General features: G+C 38.8%; 13 protein-coding genes. 9 read left to right on the top strand and 4 right to left on the bottom strand.

What is annotated here, in order from left to right; translation table 11 throughout:
- Nucleotides 1-81: 81 nt before the first annotated feature.
- From AC012T_RS01965 to AC012T_RS01955, 3 genes are all read right to left on the bottom strand, one after another.
- The gene (locus tag AC012T_RS01965) at nt 82-1,317 is read right to left on the bottom strand and encodes a DUF445 domain-containing protein (RefSeq protein WP_487062646.1); all 1,236 of its coding nucleotides are present in this window, start codon (nt 1,315-1,317) and stop codon (nt 82-84) included.
- A 118-nt stretch (nt 1,318-1,435) separates the two neighbouring features.
- The gene (gene ubiE / locus AC012T_RS01960) at nt 1,436-2,125 is read right to left on the bottom strand and encodes a bifunctional demethylmenaquinone methyltransferase/2-methoxy-6-polyprenyl-1,4-benzoquinol methylase UbiE (protein WP_487062645.1); all 690 of its coding nucleotides are present in this window, start codon (nt 2,123-2,125) and stop codon (nt 1,436-1,438) included.
- Nucleotides 2,126-2,241: 116 nt separating this feature from the next.
- Nucleotides 2,242-3,192: a response regulator gene (locus AC012T_RS01955; RefSeq protein WP_487062644.1), complete on the bottom strand. Its 951-nt coding sequence runs from the start codon at nt 3,190-3,192 to the stop codon at nt 2,242-2,244.
- Nucleotides 3,193-3,539: 347 nt separating this feature from the next.
- Between AC012T_RS01955 and AC012T_RS01950 the strand changes: the two genes are divergently transcribed.
- Complete coding sequence (locus AC012T_RS01950; RefSeq protein ID WP_487062643.1) at nt 3,540-4,625, top strand: RuBisCO accumulation factor 1; 1,086 nt, start codon at nt 3,540-3,542, stop codon at nt 4,623-4,625.
- A gap of 182 nt (nt 4,626-4,807) precedes the next feature.
- On the opposite strand, the gene AC012T_RS01945 is transcribed toward AC012T_RS01950, so the two are convergent.
- Nucleotides 4,808-6,496 (bottom strand): glycosyltransferase family 39 protein, encoded by a 1,689-nt coding sequence (locus AC012T_RS01945; RefSeq protein WP_487062642.1) that lies wholly within the window; start codon nt 6,494-6,496, stop codon nt 4,808-4,810.
- A gap of 125 nt (nt 6,497-6,621) precedes the next feature.
- On the opposite strand from AC012T_RS01945, the gene AC012T_RS01940 reads away from it, so the two are divergent.
- The 8 genes from AC012T_RS01940 (at nt 6,622) to AC012T_RS01905 (ending at nt 16,988) form a co-directional block, all read left to right on the top strand.
- On the top strand, nt 6,622-9,021 hold the full coding sequence (locus AC012T_RS01940; protein WP_487062641.1) for an ATP-dependent helicase: 2,400 nt from the start codon (nt 6,622-6,624) through the stop codon (nt 9,019-9,021).
- 283 nt (nt 9,022-9,304) lie between these two features.
- On the top strand, nt 9,305-10,012 hold the full coding sequence (locus AC012T_RS01935; RefSeq protein WP_487062640.1) for a hypothetical protein: 708 nt from the start codon (nt 9,305-9,307) through the stop codon (nt 10,010-10,012).
- Nucleotides 10,013-10,064: 52 nt separating this feature from the next.
- On the top strand, nt 10,065-10,262 hold the full coding sequence (gene rpmI, locus AC012T_RS01930; RefSeq protein ID WP_487062639.1) for a 50S ribosomal protein L35: 198 nt from the start codon (nt 10,065-10,067) through the stop codon (nt 10,260-10,262).
- 21 nt (nt 10,263-10,283) lie between these two features.
- The gene (rplT, locus tag AC012T_RS01925) at nt 10,284-10,640 is read left to right on the top strand and encodes a 50S ribosomal protein L20 (protein ID WP_015217013.1); all 357 of its coding nucleotides are present in this window, start codon (nt 10,284-10,286) and stop codon (nt 10,638-10,640) included.
- A 12-nt stretch (nt 10,641-10,652) separates the two neighbouring features.
- Nucleotides 10,653-11,465 (top strand): transporter substrate-binding domain-containing protein, encoded by an 813-nt coding sequence (locus tag AC012T_RS01920; RefSeq protein WP_487062638.1) that lies wholly within the window; start codon nt 10,653-10,655, stop codon nt 11,463-11,465.
- Between the two features lie 190 nt (nt 11,466-11,655).
- Nucleotides 11,656-12,180, top strand: a complete 525-nt coding sequence (locus tag AC012T_RS01915; RefSeq protein ID WP_487062637.1) for a tetratricopeptide repeat protein — start codon at nt 11,656-11,658, stop codon at nt 12,178-12,180.
- Between the two features lie 93 nt (nt 12,181-12,273).
- Complete coding sequence (locus AC012T_RS01910) at nt 12,274-14,253, top strand: primary-amine oxidase (RefSeq protein ID WP_487062636.1); 1,980 nt, start codon at nt 12,274-12,276, stop codon at nt 14,251-14,253.
- Between the two features lie 251 nt (nt 14,254-14,504).
- A complete protein-coding gene (locus AC012T_RS01905) occupies nt 14,505-16,988 on the top strand; it encodes a BsuBI/PstI family type II restriction endonuclease (RefSeq protein WP_487062635.1) in 2,484 nt (827 codons plus the stop codon).
- Nucleotides 16,989-17,052: the final 64 nt, after the last annotated feature.

The raw sequence follows: 17,052 nt of genomic DNA, 5'->3' as shown, positions 1-17,052 counted from the left end.
TAACTCCTTGCCCTGAGCGAAGCCGATAGCGTAGCGTGGCGTTAGCCATAGGGCTGACTCCTCAATGCTAAAGAAGGAGAATTAATATCGACTCAAAATTAAAAATCCTACTTGAAATAACCCGACAACAAAACCCAAAATACCGCCTAAAGTCACAATTGCCTGTAATTCATTTTTAACAATTCCCTCAATTGCGGCTTCTAAATCAGCAGGTGAAGTTGATTTTACTCTGTCGATAATGACTTGATCTATAGATAGAATAGGAATGACTTGGGTAACGATTGCTTCTAAGTCTCTTTCTAAATAGCGTTCTAAAATTAAAGCCAACTCTTCGGAAACAACACCCAAGGAAGTGTTGACAACAGGTGAATTACTCAAACGCTTCAAAAGTAATTCAGAAATATTTTCCCAATCGGCTGATTCTGTTAATTCTTGTAATAAATTGCTACCACTATTTTGCAGATAATGACGAACACTTTCTCTCGTTGTTTTTCTGAGTTGACGGACTGTACCAATTGGTAGATTTTGAAAAGATAAATCTTGTAACAATTTTTTGAAGCGATCGCGCATTTGCAAATCTTGAATTAATTCTTGCAACCGCTTATTGGTAGCTTCTTTTTCATCTAAACAAAATGTCCGCAATCGCGTGAGAGTATTCCGTAAACCAAATAGATTAGCTACTACCCAATAAGTACCACTAGTTTTTTCTCGAAAGCTATCATCAATAGTTTGAATTGTGCGATCAGTTAAAAAGTCAATTATTGCTTGCCGTAATACATCTGGTGGTAAAACAGCTTCTAATAACCAATCAGCTAAACGAGTTGATTGTTCTTCACTCAGTTGAAATTCCAGTAAAATCTGGTCAAAAATTTGGTTGATTTGCGCTTCTAAAAAATTTTCCTGTCGTGCTAAGACCTTAAGCAGTCGTGGTAAAGACTCTCCTAATAAATCACGTAAAATTCCCGCGACAACTTTGATGCTTTTCTGGTTTTTGTCGCCTTGGACTTGTTCAATTGCTAACTGCAATAACCAGAGAATGGCACCTTTTACTCTTTCTGTTTGTAGGAGTCGTCGCGCCAGTTTTTGTAATTCATCTGGCGTTAACAGCGACCCCATAATCGTATCCGAAATATTTTTTGCTAACCGTTCTTGATTACGGGGAATCAATCCGGGAGTAAAAGGTACTCTCCGTCCCAGAATATAAATAGCTTGGTAGGGACGAAATAGCATTTTGATGGCTATATCGTTGGTGAAATAGCCGATAACTCCACCCAAAATAGGGGGTGATACATAAAGCCAAAGATGAGACCAATCCACAGTATTTTGGATTAGGAAACGAGGACAAGGTATTGGGGATTGGCGACTGGGGACTGGGAGAAATTAATTAAAAATTAAAAATAATTCTTATCTCCTGTCTTTTGCCTCCAATTACCAATTATTTATTTACTACTAGCACTCCCATCATATCGTTAGAAATGGGATAATGTACGCTATTGACAAAACCAGCTTTTTGTGCTAATGTTACCTGTTCTTTACCTATGGGGAAGCGGTCTAAGCTGGGACTGATATAAGCGTATTCTTCCTTTACGCCTAGATTTGTGGCTAGGGGAACAACTAAGTTGTCTAAATACCACTGTTGAACAGTGCGGAATATGGCATTACTAGGTCGATGAAAGTCTAAAATAGCTGCTTTGCCACCAGGCTTAAGAACACGATATATTTCTTGGAGACTCCGGGGAATATCTTTAACATTTCTTAAACCATATCCCATTGTGATGGCATCAAATTGATTATCATCAAAGGGTAAATTTAATACGTCTGCTTCTAACCAAGTTATAAGTGCTTGGGGGTAATGTTTGTGGCAGCGTTCTTTAGCTACTGTGAGTAAGTTGCAGGAAAAGTCTACACCATATACCTTTCCCGTCACTCCTGCATATCGGGCTAACCGAAAGGTTAAATCGCCACTACCGCAACACAAATCCAAGCAAGTATCTCCCGGTTTAGCTGCACTCCATTTGACTGTCATTTCTTTCCATATGCGGTGTTGTCCCAGACTTAACCAATCATTTAATTGGTCATAGACTGGAGCAATACGGTCAAAAATGTCACGAATTTCGTTGCCCATTAGTCAGATAATTATGGAAAATTGAGATTGGTATCCTAAGAACAGTTTATAAAGTGTCATTCTGTAGCTTGCCTCCGGTTTTAGAGAGGGATACAGTATGACATTAGGTCTAGGTTTCACCGGTTTGCAGTATAACTACTCGATAGAGCGATCGCTAATAGTTCCACTGATAAATGGATGAGTTTGAGTTCATCTGTTCTTAAAATACAAGGTTTTTGCCACTGTAGGGATAATACCCCCAACATTTTCTGCCGATAAACAATGGGGATAATTAAATGTGCTTGGACTCCAGCGGCTTGGTAGTAAGGAAGGCTACTAAGATTAGGGTCTTGAGGTATATTTAGAGACGATTGTATTTGACCTGTTGCGATCGCTGCTTTTGCTAATACATCTTGAGAGAGCCAATTTTCAATCATGCCCGTCTCGCTGTATACCCCTTGAGTTCCAACTAGAGTGTCTCCTTCAACTAGTTGCACAATACAGCCATCTGCATTAAAAGTTTTACTACAAGCCTTAGCAATGGGAGCCAGAGTTGCTTCTAAACTAGAAGCGGCTTGAGTGACTTCGACCAAAACCGTCAGCAGATCCATTTGGGCATTAGCACGGCGTAATTCTTCAGTTCTTTGCTTGAGCAGATCATAAGTTGCTGCTGCTCTTTGCACTACATCCTTCAGTTCTCCAGAATCCCAAGGTTTGGTGATGTATTTGAAAACTTGACCGGAATTAATAGCCTCTACCAAGTCTTCAATATCAGTAAATCCAGTGAGAATAATTCTGACCGTATCGGGAAATTGTGGTAATGTCCTGCTCAGAAATTCAGTACCTTTCATTTCTGGCATCCGCTGATCGGATATAATAACTGCGACTTCCCCCTCTTCCTCTAACAATTGCAGTGCATTTACACCACTGTCAGCTTTGAGGACATTAAAATCACGGCGAAAGGTACGGTACAGCAAATCCAGATTATCTGGTTCATCATCAACTACAAGAATTTTGAGTTTTGTGGGGCGTTCACGATTACTCGCTTGAGAGCGCAATTGCTCAATGTCCATATTGAGGTTATCCATAAGTTGTTTTATATCTTCTTTACAATTTGGTTATATTCCATACAAGGCTGACTTGAGAATAGGGGATTGGGGATTGGGCAATGGGTAAGACACTCCTCATACGTAAATCATATTCCTAGATATCATTAAGAGTTGATTATGGAAGATTCTGAGTCTGACAAGAGATTAGCACTTTAGAGATTAGAATTAGGATATGCTGTTCAGGTTAAGCCGTAACATATTTTAATTACACGCTAATTAATAAAATTCCGGCATCAGGCAAATACTAAAAGCCAACGCCAGGAACGAAGTCCATCGTTTAAATCTCAAAGAATCACCATATTAAGTTAAAGTTTACACTTTAGATTATGACTGAACTACCAACCAATACTCAAGATACTGAGAACGCTGCTAACGATACAGCACAAGAATTATTAGTCAAGTTAAGACAAAAACAAGGGAACTGGGTGGAATGGGGAACAGCGATCGCTTACCTACAAAAAAACGGTTACAATCCTCAAGAAATTTTTGAAGCCACTGGATTTGAGCCAAGTCAACAAAATCAGGTGATTGTTGGCTCACAAGTTTACAGTTGTTTAGAAAAGTTTGGTGCATCCGAAGCTACAAAGGCATACTATGGTGAAAGGGCTAGTGATATTCTATATGAACTACGCCTACTTACCCAAGAAGACCGAGCCGCAGCTGCCGATTTGATTTTTCACCACAAACTCGACGTAGACGAAGCGCGGGATATCGCCAAATCAATTAAAGATTTTTCTCGATTTGCCGCACCACCAACAGGTTTTACAGCCAATCCTGGGGATGCTGTAGCCTACCAAATTTGGAAATTAGCAAGACAAAATTCTGATTTACAAGAGCGATCGCGCTTAATAGCCAAAGCATTAAGATTTGTTCACTCACAAACAGCTAGGAAACAAATCGAACAACTATTAATGGATTTTACCGCAGTTGCTCCACGTTCCGCTCCCATTCTTCCCTTTTTCCGTCTAGAGTCAGATGAAGAATTACCCCGGATTGTACCTGTAGTTGGTGAGTTGCCATTAACACCGCAAGATATACAAGCTGTACCCCTAATTACAGAAATTGAACCATTCCGGATTGTCAAATTTGCCGGAGAACAAGCTTGGGTATCCTTACCAGGTTGGCAAGTACTACGATCTGCTGAAGATCCCTTAGTAATTATTGCTAGTAGCGATATCTTCCCTAACCCAACCCAAACTAAAGTAGAACCTGTGCTAGTTGTTATAGATCGCGCACAAAGAGAATGGGATATTTCCAGCTACTTTGTCGTCGATAACTCCGGTGAAATTGATTTTCAGTGGTTTGATACAGCCCCAGAAAATACCATACTCGGAAAAATAATAGTTATTTTACGTCCTAAGAAAGTTCTTGATGAAGAATTTACCAAGGATTCTTGGCAGATTGACGAATAAGGTTAGGTGATTGGTGATTAGTGGTAAGAATTCAGGAGTCAGGAGTCAGGAGTCAGGAGGAAGAAGAATATTTTTCTCTTCTGTTAAGAGTTCCCTGCTATATCAAATATTCTGTATCCTGAATCCTTACGATTAGTGATTGGTGATTGGTAAGAAAAGTTTTACCATTCCCAAGTTACCAATTATGAATTGCTGCAACGATAAAGCTGATAGGGAAAGTGACCAGTGCGATAGTGTTGGGTAGGTTCTATATTACAAGTAGTTTTCCCAGAGGTAAGTGTCAACTTTGGTGGATAATCCCGTTTTCTCATACTTGAACCTACGAACCATAAATTAAACTGAGATATATCTGCCATAGAAATTTGAGAAAGCTTGTTACTGAAGGTAGAAAAATCAGGAGATTTATCTAAAAAAATCAAACTATCTTTCTGGAATTGGCTGGTAATTTCATTACTTCTGAGTTGTTCTAATGCCACAGCGAAACTTAGTCCTCCAGCGACATCTTGATAATTGTCATATCCCACCACCAACATTAATGGTACAGCAGGTTCAAAATTCATATATTGGGCAACTTTATCCGGTTGGAAGGGTTTTTGAAACCCTAAATTAGAAAGCACAAAAATACAACTGATTAAACCAACCAATAAAAAGACAAATTTGGAAATTTTGACCTTTTCTAAACTGGCTGCTAATAAAGCGCAAAAGCTAGGATAATAGACAAAATGATAACGAGGAACAACGGTAATATCTTTACCTAATACATAAGCAATAAAGAAGAATTGTAATAATACAAAAAAAGTAAAACTTAAAAGTGTGAACGTAGGCAAATGGGTTGTACTTTTTAACCATAGTAACTTTAAATTTGGTAAGACTTGCCACCCAGCCCAAATCATAAATATAACCATGAGAAAACTACATAAAATTGCCATTAATAAAGGCTGATTTTCTACTGGGAGAGTAATGATCATCAACACCCAGGTGATCAAAGTTTGATAGATAGGTTCAACATGATGAGCAGATGGCAACCAATTAGTTTCTGATCTGCGTAAATGGCTGACTATAACTAGTACCCAGGGTATGAAGCTAATAATAATAAAACAGGTAGAGATAATTAGATATAAACAGGCTTGACGAAGTTTTAAAATATTACGTTTACCCCGATAAATTAGCAATAATAGTGTAGCAACTTCGGCAATAAATGCTATACTAAAAAAATAGTGAACATAAAGACCGATACTATTAATAATTGCCCATAAAAGCCAAACCCAAAATTTTAATCTTGGTTTGTGAAAGAGATCTTGCTGAATTTGCATGAGCAAGAACAATGCTAAAGTAATTATGAGCATAGGTAGAGTGTAGTGCCTTGCTTCTTGAGATAGGTAAACAGCAAAGGGGGATAAAGCCATAAAAAATGCTGCCATAATTCCAGATGTGGGAGAAAAAGCCATGCGATTGACCCCATAAATTGCGAGGATTGTAGCCACACCAAATAAAGCTGGTAGCGATCGCAATTTAGCCATCCACTCTATATCCAAAGGATGCAAAAACCCTAACCAATAGTACATCCAGCAAAAAAACAGCGGTGGGTGAGTAGAATAATTAGCAAGATTTTCAGCAATTTGAGGACAGCTAACACCTGGTTGAAAAGCAAAAATTGCCTGAATTTGGTTGAGGGGAAAGAGAACATCTAAAGGTAAATCACGGTAATTTTTCCCCAAGCTAAAAATAGCCGTAATTATTTCATCGAGCCAGAGGGGTTTTAAATCTAGATGCCAAAAGCGCAAAATAGCACCAATAGCGATCGCAATACCCAATGCAGGTATCGTTCCAGTTAAACCCAAATCTTGTATCAAACGTTTGCGATTTGTCATTATTAATTTATGTTAATTGAAATACTTAATCTCTCAAACACTCACTCTCTGAGCCTCTGCGTCTCTGCGTGAGATAAAATCATACACTTACTCAGCAACGCCAAAATAAAAACCTAAATATTTATATGTCTACAGATAAAATTACTGATTTAGAACATCAAGAAAACCTTGAATTAGAAGAAAATCAGCAATCTTCCTTTGCTAAATTAAACGACAACATTGTAGCCATTCGTGATAGTTTGCGACCTGGACAAAAGCAAATGGCCGACTGGGAATCTGGATCATTAGCTGTGTCAGCGGTTCCTGGTGCTGGTAAATCGAGAGGGATGGCAGATGCAGCTGCGATCGCGATCGCACGTCAATATCAACATTCCCTTTCCACAGGAAACAATTACCGTCGTCAATTGGTAGTCGTCACCTTTACCCGTTCCGCCGCTGCCAACATTAAAGCAAAAATCCGCGAATGCTTACGAGATAAATTATCTTTACCGCAAACAGGCTTTGCAGTCTATACCCTGCATGGTTTAGCCTTAAACATTGCCAGTCGCCATCCTCACTTATCCGGTTTGCAGCTAGAAAATGTCACATTAATTACCCCTAATCAAAGCCATCGTTTTATTCGTCTAGCCGTAGAACAATGGATTATTCATAATACCGAACAATATTCTCATTTACTCGCAGGTAAACAATTTGATGGTGAAGAAACAGAAAAACTGCGTCGTCAGTCAGTATTGCGAACAGAAGTATTACCAGATTTAGCTTACACCGTCATTCATGAAGCCAAAAGCTCAGGAATAACACCAGAACAATTAAAAAAATGGAGTCAAAAAACTACCGATAAGTATGCAATTTTGCAAGTTGCGGCAGGATTGTATGAGCAATATGAAAACTTAATGCGTAGGCGCAACCCATCAGATATGTCGCCAGACTTCATCGACTACGACGATATGATTTTAGCTGCTTTACGAGTTCTAGAAAACGACAGCGCCCGTCGTATAGAGCAAAATCAAGTTTTCGCCGTTTTTGAAGACGAAGCCCAGGATTCTAGCCCACTTCAGACGCAGTTATTAGAAATATTGGCTAGTGAGGGAGATAGTCCTGATTCTGAAATTTCTTTACTGAGGACTCCTCAACTCAACCTAGTGCGAGTAGGTGATCCTAATCAGGCGATTAATTCAACTTTTACTCCTGCTGACCCGATTTATTTCCGGGATTTTTGTAAAAAATGTCATCTTGATCAAAGATTGGCAACAATGGATCAAGCAGGTCGGAGTACAAGAATTATTATTGCAGCAGCTAACTTTGCATTGGAGTGGGTGAATAATCAGTGGTCAACAACCAATAAAGGCGAAGCTCCATTTCTGGTACAGACAATTCACCCTGTGGATATCAATGATCCTCAGACAAATGCTAATCCCGCACCAGTGGGGAGGGGACTTGAACTTTATACCCCTGTGGATATTCATCAAACAGTTGAGTTACTTAGCCAGAGAGTAGTTGAATTATTCACCCAAGATCCCCAATCCTGTGCAGCGGTATTAGTGCGAGAAAATCGCCAAGGAAGATGGTTAGGGGAGGCTTTAGAACCGATCTGCAAAGAACATAAAATCAAACTTTATGACGTGGGAGAGAGAGAAAGACGTTCTCATGTACCCCAAGAAATTTTATCATTATTGCAATTTTGCGATCGCCCCCACTCCCCCGGAAAACTAAAAGCCGCCCTCGATGTCCTAGTCCAACGTCAATTAATTCCTACCCAAGACCTCAACGCCCTCGCCAGTATTCCCGAAGAATTTTTATATCCTGGCCCCCTAGCCGCACCGCAAACAGATATAGTCCAAAAAACTGCCCATTTGTGTCGTAGTCTACTCCGCGCTCGTCTAGAACTACCTCTGTATCAGATTATTTCCTTCTTCGCCATAACCTTAAATTATGACCAAGCAGAATTAGCAACCGCTGACAAACTTGCAGAAAGAGTCAACCAGCAACTCTTCGGTAACACATCAATGGAAGCTATTCTTTCCGCTTTAAGTGAAATCGTCAGTTCCGAACGGTTTGAACCAGTAGACACAGAAAATCTGGATGAACAATATACCCAACCAGGTCAACTCACAATCATCACCATGCACAAAGCCAAAGGGCTAGATTGGGATTATGTGTTTTTGCCCTTTCTGCATGAAAATCTCATTCCCGGTAAATTTTGGGTTCCACCTCAAAGCCAATTTTTAGGTGATTTTACCTTATCAGAAGTCGCTCGCGCCCAAATTCGTGCCGTACTCCACACCAAAACCATCCCCAATATCAGCCAAGCTTGGGAAGATGCCAAATATCTGAAAATGGCTGAAGAATACCGTTTACTCTATGTTGCCATGACCAGAGCCAAGCGGCTGTTATGGATGTCTGCGGCTCAACAAGCACCCTTCACTTGGAACAAACCGCATAATTTGCAAGCTTCAGCCCCCTGTCCGGTTTTTGCAGCCTTAAAGCGCCAGTTTCCCAAAAACGTAGTTAAGAGAACTCCATAAAAAACATGATCCAATAAAGTAGGGGTAATTCATGAATTACCTCTACTTTCGCAGTTGACAAGCTTTAGGGGAATGATATTAAAACAGGATCAATCATTCTATGGAGTTCTCTAAGTAAGGTTTGGTAAAATTATCTCGAATCTGAAAAAGCACTTGAGTTTTTATTTAGATATAGGAGTGAATTCTGTATTCCCTGGTTTCAAGAACAATTCGGGGAACAAAATTAAGCTAAAAATAGTAAATAAGTTTATATATCTTGTTAAATTGAGGCGGAAAACAGATTATGTCATTTCATTTGAAAAATATCGGTAAATTACCTCAATCAATTGTTTTAACCCTGGCTTTAAGCGGGTTGCTTGCTTGTGGACTTGATATTTCTAACAATCAAACTTCTGTGGCTATTCCTAGTCCAGAACAGACACAATTAGCTCAAAATCGAAACAATCTACCTAGAGATATTTCTAGAGCAGTGCTACGAGATGCGGCTAAACGTTCTGGGGTAAAAATTCCTGATTTAAAAATTACTCAAGTCACAGTTACAACTTTTGGAAATCCCTGTATTTTTCGATTTGGGGAAATCTGCACTAAGGAATACAGACCTATTCGCGGATGGAAGGTAGTTGTGCAGGTAAAGGATCAATCATGGACTTATCATGTTAATCAACCTGGTTCACAAATCCTGCTCGATCCCAAAGTGAATGTATCTGCTGCTTCCCAACTGCCGAAGGATATAGCTGATAAAATTGTGATTGATGCTTCTAAACGCTCTGGATTACCGCAAAATGCTATAAAAATCACTCAAGCAACCCAACAAACCTTTAGTAATGCTTGCGTATTCGGTTTTGGTGAGGTCTGTACTCAACAGTATGACCCCATAGAAGGCTGGATAGTAACTGTGAAGGTGAAAAATCAATCATGGACTTACCATGTAGATAAAACCGGTGCAAGCATCGTCTTAGATCCTAAAGTCGCAACCTCCACAAAAAATTAATTTGGGTTTTTTGATATATAATAATAGATTGTGTCGAATCATAGCCAAACCCATGCCTAAACTCAAAACTCGTAAAGCAGCGGCGAAGCGATTTCGTGCCACTGGTACCGGTAAAATTGTCCGTCGCAAAGCTTTCAAAAGCCACCTTCTGGAACATAAGTCTTCCAACAAAAAGCGTGGTTTGCGCCAGTCTGCACTTGTTAATGAACGTGATGCAGACAATGTACGTTTGATGCTCCCTTATTTGTAAAACATCACAGGTAGTTAAGATATGACTCGGGTAAAACGCGGTAATGTAGCTCGTAAACGCCGCAATAAAATTCTCAAAATAGCTAAAGGTTTCCGTGGTTCTCACTCAACTCTGTTTAGAACCGCTAACCAACAGGTGATGAAGGCGCTTCGCAGTTCTTACCGCGATCGCAAAAAGAAGAAGCGTGATTTCCGCCGTTTATGGATTACACGTATTAACGCAGCTTCCAGACAACATGGTTTAAGCTACAGCCAGTTAATTGGTAATCTCAAAAAAGCTAACATTGAACTCAACCGCAAAATGTTGGCACAATTGGCAGTTCTTGACCCTGCAAGCTTTGCTAAAGTTGCAGAAATGGCAAACGCAGTTAAAGGATAAAGGTGGCAACGGATGAATAACGGATGTAACAGGTGGTCAAAAATTAATCAGTTACATCTGGTATTATCCGCTACCCTAGTTTTGGTTTTCTGCCTTTGTTTTGGGGGAAAATCGTTGACTGCATCAGCTGCTACGTTGCCGGAAATTCAGCAACGAGGCTATGTAAATATTGCTGTTAAATATAACTTGCGTCCTTTGGGATTTAAGGATGATAACGGCAATTTACAAGGGTTAGAAATTGATTTAGCCAAGCGTTTGGCAGAGGAATTGCTAGGTAAACCGGATGCGGTGAGATTTAAATCGGTTGCTAATAGCGATCGCTTATCTGTAATTTTAAACAATCAAGTAGACCTCACCATTGCCAGAGTTACAGCAACTGAATCACGCTCCCGTATAGTTAGTTTTAGTGTTCCTTACTATCTTGATGGTGCGGCAATAATTACAAAAGATACATCTATTCAAAAATTACCAGATTTATCTAAACGTAAAATCGCAGTCCTCAACAATTCTAGTACCATCGCCAGGATAAGGTATTTTATACCCGATGCTGAGTTAGTAGGCGTAAATTCCTACGTAGAAGCACGAGATAAAATCGAAAATAACACTGCTGATGCCTTTGCGGCTGATACCAGCGTTCTCAGTGGTTGGGTGCAAGAATATCCCCAATATCGGCTATTACCCACCAAGCTATCAGCCCAACCTTTATCGGTGGTGATGCCCAAGGGTTTGCAGTACGATGAATTAAGGCGAAAGGTAAATGAAGCGATCGCACGTTACACAGCTACAGGTTGGCTCAAAGAACGCGCACAATTTTGGGGACTGTAGCAGAATTCAGGAGTCAACACTTCGACCCTTCGACAAGCTCAGTGACCAGTCAGGAGTCAGAAGAGAATAACTTTCTATCTATTCCCTATTCCCTATTCCCCAATTACGAATTATTTTTTTATTTCCCCATTTTCCCAGAAAGTTGAATAATAGATAGAGAAAGCACTTTTTATATTTGTATTTGTAGGCAATGGATAACAATCTAGCCGTCGTTTATCTCTCAGTTTTTGTTGGGCTGCTCGCATTTGCAGGTGTGAGTGTTTTTCGAGAAATTTTCAAAACTCGCAAACTAGAAGGTTCTCTTTCCAAGTTGAAAAGCAAGTTAACTAAAGAAAAAGGTACGGCTCAAGAATATTACGAATTAGCCAGTATTTATTCCGAAAAAAAAGTCTTTACTCAATCAATACCCCTATTTCAAAAAGCTCTTAAAGCTGCTGAAGAAGAGGGAGAAGAGAATATAGCCCCAGTTTACAACGGTTTGGGTTATGTTTATTTTGCCCAAGAGCAATATGACTTAGCAATTCGTCAGTACAAAGAAGCAATCAAATTGAACCCAGATTATATATCAGCCCTGAATAATCTTGGACACGCTTACGAGAAGAAAAAATTAAATTCTCAAGCACTGGAAATGTATGAAGCAGTACTAAAATTGGCTCCTAATAACGCCACTGCAAAACGTCGTGCTGAATCTTTACGGCGTTTGGTTATTGCATAATCCAGCCAATTATTTGCAAATTAGTTTCTGAATCTATCGGTTTTACTATTAGCACTTGGGAAATAAATAACTAAGTCCTAAACAAGTAAACTAATGATTCAGAAACTAAGGTTTTTTGGGCTAGTTGTTGCCATTATTGTTTTCACTACTGCCATACTGGGATTTATGGGCATTTTATCTGCTCAGGAATCTGTAATTTCCCATCCTTTAAACCCATTAACCGAGATAGAAATTAATCAAGCTGTAGATATACTCAAACAGGAAAAAACTTTGAGTGATACAGCATTTTTTCCCATGATTGCTTTGCAAGAACCGGATAAAAAAGAAGTCTTAAATTTTACACCAGATAAGTCATTTACACGCCAGGTTTTTTTATTAGTTTATGAGCGTGAACTCAACAAAACTTTCACAGGAACAGTTAATCTCACCACCAAAACATTAACGTCCTGGGAAGAAAAACCAGGTGTGCAACCTGCAATTTTACCCACAGATTATGAAATAGCAAAAGAAGTCATTAAATCTGATCCTCAATGGCAAAAAGCCATGCAAAAGCGAGGAATTACAGATTTTGATCAAGTACAAATCAGTTGCTGGACAGCAGGAATACTAACCCCAGAAGAAGAAAAATCAGGTAATCGTCTTTGTCGGGCATTATCTTATTATAAGGGTAAACTATCCAATTTTTATGCCCGTCCCATTGAAGGAGTTTTGGTTACAGTTAATTTAAACAAAGGTGAAATTGACAGTTTTGTCGATAACGGTGTAGTTCCTATTTCTCAAGAAAACTGGGACTATGATCTAAAATCTTTCAGTAAATTACTTTCACCACCAAAACCCTTAAAAATTATTCAATCTCATGGTCAAACCTTCAAAATTAAAGGTAACGAAATTAGTTGGCAAGGTTGGAAATTTCGTTATTTAATGCATCCTCGTGAAGGCTTAGTTTTATATCTTGTTAATTACAAAGATGGCGAAAAATACAGGCCAATTTTATATCGTGCTGGATTATCAGAAATGGCAGTTCCTTATGGTGATTCTAACCCTAATTGGTCATTTCGTAACGCCTTTGATGTCGGAGAATATAACCTCGGTTTATTAGCAAATAAGATGGAAATAGGTAAAGAAGTTCCCGAAAATGGGGTTTTACTGAATGCCGTATTTGCTAATGGTGAAGGAGATGCTTATACAATGCCTGGAGTCATTGGTATCTATGAAAGAGACAACGGTGTACTCTGGAAACATTTTGAATACAACAGCCAAAAAAATGATGTTCGTCGCAGTCGTGAATTAGTAATGAAGATGACGACGGCTGTTGATAATTATGATTACAGCATTAATTGGATCTTTCACCAGGACGGTACTTTAGAAGTACAAAATGAGTTAACAGGCATTGTTTTAGCACAGGGAACAGCAGCCAAAATCCAAACTCAAAATAGTTCTTTAGGTAGATTATTAGCTCAGAATATATTTGGAGTAAATCACCAGCATTTCTTCAACTATCGTCTAGATTTAGATGTAGATGGTCAGGCTAATTCGGTAATGGAAATGAATGTTGAAGCTTTGCCCATAAGTGATAAAAATTCCTTGGGAAATGCCATTACTGTAGAAGACACACCATTAAAAACAGAAAAAGCTGCTGTCCGTGATTTAGATATCAAACACAGTCGAGAATGGATGATTGCTAGTGCAGATAAACAGAATAATTTAGGTGTTCCCCCTGCATATATGTTGATGCCAGGAGGAAACACGATTTTGTATGCGGTAGAAGGTGCAAAAATCCGCGAAAAAGCTGGTTTTGCAACTCATCATCTTTGGGTAACAAAATATAAAGCTAGTGAAATGTATGCAGGTGGAGATTATCCCAATCAAGCAAAACCAGGCGAAGGTTTACCAAAATATATTGCTGATAATGAATCTTTGCAAAATGAAGATATTGTTGTTTGGTACACAATGGGAATGACTCATGTTCCCCGTCCAGAAGATTGGCCTGTGATGCCACGACACCAAGTTGGGTTTAAGCTGATGCCCAGGGGGTTTTTTAGTAGGAATCCCGCGATTAATTTGGGTGAGTAGGTATTTCTTATTTCTCGTTACCTGTCTCTGACAGGTAATGAAATATAGCAATCCTATTTGAGTTGAGAACTTATCGGTGAGGGAAGGGAACAGGGAATAGGGAATAGGGAATAGAAGTATTCATAAATCATTTAGGATTGCTATATATGAGGCTTCGCCTATTGTGCTACGCTGATCAAGCATAGCCTTATTAAACAATATTTTGGCAGAGCTAAATCATAAAATCATAAGATAGTTAATCAATTGATAGCATGACAACTTTCCTTACAGACTCTACAGATATAACTAGAATACATTTATCACCAAAACTGAACCTGAAACAAAGAAGTGAATTGGGTCAGTTTTTGACTCCTGCAACTGTTGCGCGATTTATGGCTGAACAATTTAGTAATTTATCTGGTCATATTAGTCTTCTAGATCCTGGAGCCGGAGTTGGGTCTTTAAGCGCTGCTTTTGTAGAGCGATTATTGAGAAATTCGGCTCAGGTTGATAGTTGTTTGATTACAGCTTATGAAATAGAAACAACCTTCTTATCTTCTTTAGATAAATGTCTTACAGATTGTTGTGTTGCTTTGGATAAAAAAGGAATTACAGCTAACTATTCTTTACAAAATAAAAATTTTATTGAAAGCTATAATAATATTGATTTACCACTTTTCACTACTTCATTTAACAGCTATACTCATGCAATTATCAATCCACCCTACAAGAAGATCAACAGTCAATCATTTGATAAAAAGAATCTGATTAACTTGGGAATTGAAACTGTCAATCTATACAGTGCATTTGTTTGGCTGGCTATGCTACAGCTTGTAAAAGATGGAGAGATAGTTGCAATTACTCCCAGAAGTTTTTGTAATGGTGCTTATTTTCGTCCTTTTCGTCAAGCTTTTTTACAAGAAATGGCTTTTCAAAAAATTCATATTTTTGAAAGTCGCTCACTAGCTTTTTCAGAAGATGCGGTCTTACAAGAAAATATTATTTTTCATGCTGCAAAAACAGCAACTAACCCTAAATTAATAGAAATAAGTATTAATTCAGGACAAGAATTAGATGATGTTTCAGAAATGAGACTTGTTCCTTATAGACGAGTTATTGAAACAAATGATAATGAAATGTTTATCCATATCGTTACAAACTCTCTCGAAGATGCTTTGAGAGTGCAAATGGATAAATTTTCATCTACTTTAGAGGAACTTGGTTTAGATGTTTCAACAGGCCCAGTTGTAGATTTTCGCCTCAAGTCAGCTTTGAGAAATTGCTTGGATGAGAAAAGTGTTCCATTGCTGTATCCAGAATCTATGAAAGCAGGAAAAGTTGTTTTTCCACCAAATAATCCTCGCAAGTCAATTGCTATTGAAAAAAACCAGGAAACGCAAAAATGGTTAGTTAAATCTGGTTGGTATGTTTTAATAAAGCGGTTTTCTGCTAAAGAAGAAAAACGTCGTGTTGTTGCTGCTGTATGTTCTCCTATGGATACATTAGGATTTGGTATCGAAAATCATTTAAACTACTACCACGCTAAAGGAAAGGGAATGAATCCCGACCTGGCAAGAGGTTTAGCAACATTTCTAAATTCAACTTTATTTGATCACTACTTCCGGCAATTCAGTGGGCATACACAAGTCAATGCAACGGATTTGCGGAAAATTAAATACCCTTGCAAAGATGATCTAATACAACTGGGAAGCCAAATTGGTGATTGTGTCTATAACCAGGAGCAACTTGATACACTTGTACACAAAACCTTGTCAATTATGAGTGAAGCAATCAACACGATTGAAGCGAGTAAACGTATTCAGGAAGCACTAGCTATTCTTAAAGATATTTCTGCCCCAAAAGAACAACAAAACGAAAGGTCAGCACTGTGCTTACTTGCTTTGACAGATATTCGACCAGACACTTCTTGGAATCAAGCGATCGCACCAAGACGTGGAATTACTGAAATGATGGATTGGTTTCGTGATTATTATGGGAAGCAATATGCACCAAATACCCGTGAAACAGTAAGACGGCAAACGATGCACCAGTTTGTGCAGATGGGCTTAGTCGTTGAGAATCCAGATCAGCCCGACCGACCAATTAATAGCCCTAAATGGTGTTATCAACTTCAGCAACAAGCACTGTCACTTATACAATCATATAATTCTGAGCAGTGGGAAGAGGCTCGCCGTAATTATGCTATTTCAGTAAAAAACTTATTGCAGGATAGAAATCGAAATATAGCCATGATTCCCGTTAGCTTGCCCAATGGTCAAGCAATTCAGCTTTCAGCAGGTGGACAAAACAAGTTAATAAAAGATATTTTGGAGAGTTTTTGTCCTAGATTTACACCTGGAGGTATGGTTCTCTATGTGGGTGATGCTGGGGATAAGTTTATCATTAATGAAACTCAGAAGTTTAGAGAAATGGGGGTACATTTAGATCCTCACGGTAAAATGCCCGATGTTGTAGTTTATTATGAACAGCAAGATTGGCTGGTATTGATAGAGGCTGTAACTAGTCATGGCCCAGTTAACTTAAAACGACACAATGAATTAAGGCAGCTGTTTCAGTCAAGTAGTAAGGGACTAGTTTTTATGACTGCTTTTCCCAGCCGTAAGGAAATGACTCGATATTTGGCTGAAATTTCTTGGGAAACAGAAGTTTGGGTAGCAGACCAACCAGACCACATGATTCATTTCAATGGAGAGAGATTTCTGGGCCCCTACGAAAACCGGGAAAATCATTCTTAATATTTTAGCAATGTCATCGGCAGGCTGCACTTCCGCTTCACTATTTTCTGAAACTAACTTATCT

This window comes from Anabaena sp. EIM26 (assembly GCF_057568715.1).
Note: the sequence above shows the minus strand (reverse complement) of the source record. Positions and strands in the feature narration are given on the sequence as shown.

Bases quoted from the DNA above. Each gene is read 5' to 3' on its own strand.
- ubiE (WP_487062645.1), bottom strand. From the start codon at position 2,125: ATGGGCAACGAAATTCGTGACATTTTTGACCGTATTGCTCCAGTCTAT.
- AC012T_RS01955 (WP_487062644.1), bottom strand. From the start codon at position 3,192: ATGGATAACCTCAATATGGACATTGAGCAATTGCGCTCTCAAGCGAGT.
- AC012T_RS01950 (WP_487062643.1), top strand. From the start codon at position 3,540: ATGACTGAACTACCAACCAATACTCAAGATACTGAGAACGCTGCTAAC.
- AC012T_RS01945 (WP_487062642.1), bottom strand. From the start codon at position 6,496: ATGACAAATCGCAAACGTTTGATACAAGATTTGGGTTTAACTGGAACG.
- AC012T_RS01940 (WP_487062641.1), top strand. From the start codon at position 6,622: ATGTCTACAGATAAAATTACTGATTTAGAACATCAAGAAAACCTTGAA.
- AC012T_RS01935 (WP_487062640.1), top strand. From the start codon at position 9,305: ATGTCATTTCATTTGAAAAATATCGGTAAATTACCTCAATCAATTGTT.
- rpmI (WP_487062639.1), top strand. From the start codon at position 10,065: ATGCCTAAACTCAAAACTCGTAAAGCAGCGGCGAAGCGATTTCGTGCC.
- rplT (WP_015217013.1), top strand. From the start codon at position 10,284: ATGACTCGGGTAAAACGCGGTAATGTAGCTCGTAAACGCCGCAATAAA.
- AC012T_RS01920 (WP_487062638.1), top strand. From the start codon at position 10,653: ATGAATAACGGATGTAACAGGTGGTCAAAAATTAATCAGTTACATCTG.
- AC012T_RS01915 (WP_487062637.1), top strand. From the start codon at position 11,656: ATGGATAACAATCTAGCCGTCGTTTATCTCTCAGTTTTTGTTGGGCTG.
- AC012T_RS01910 (WP_487062636.1), top strand. From the start codon at position 12,274: ATGATTCAGAAACTAAGGTTTTTTGGGCTAGTTGTTGCCATTATTGTT.
- AC012T_RS01905 (WP_487062635.1), top strand. From the start codon at position 14,505: ATGACAACTTTCCTTACAGACTCTACAGATATAACTAGAATACATTTA.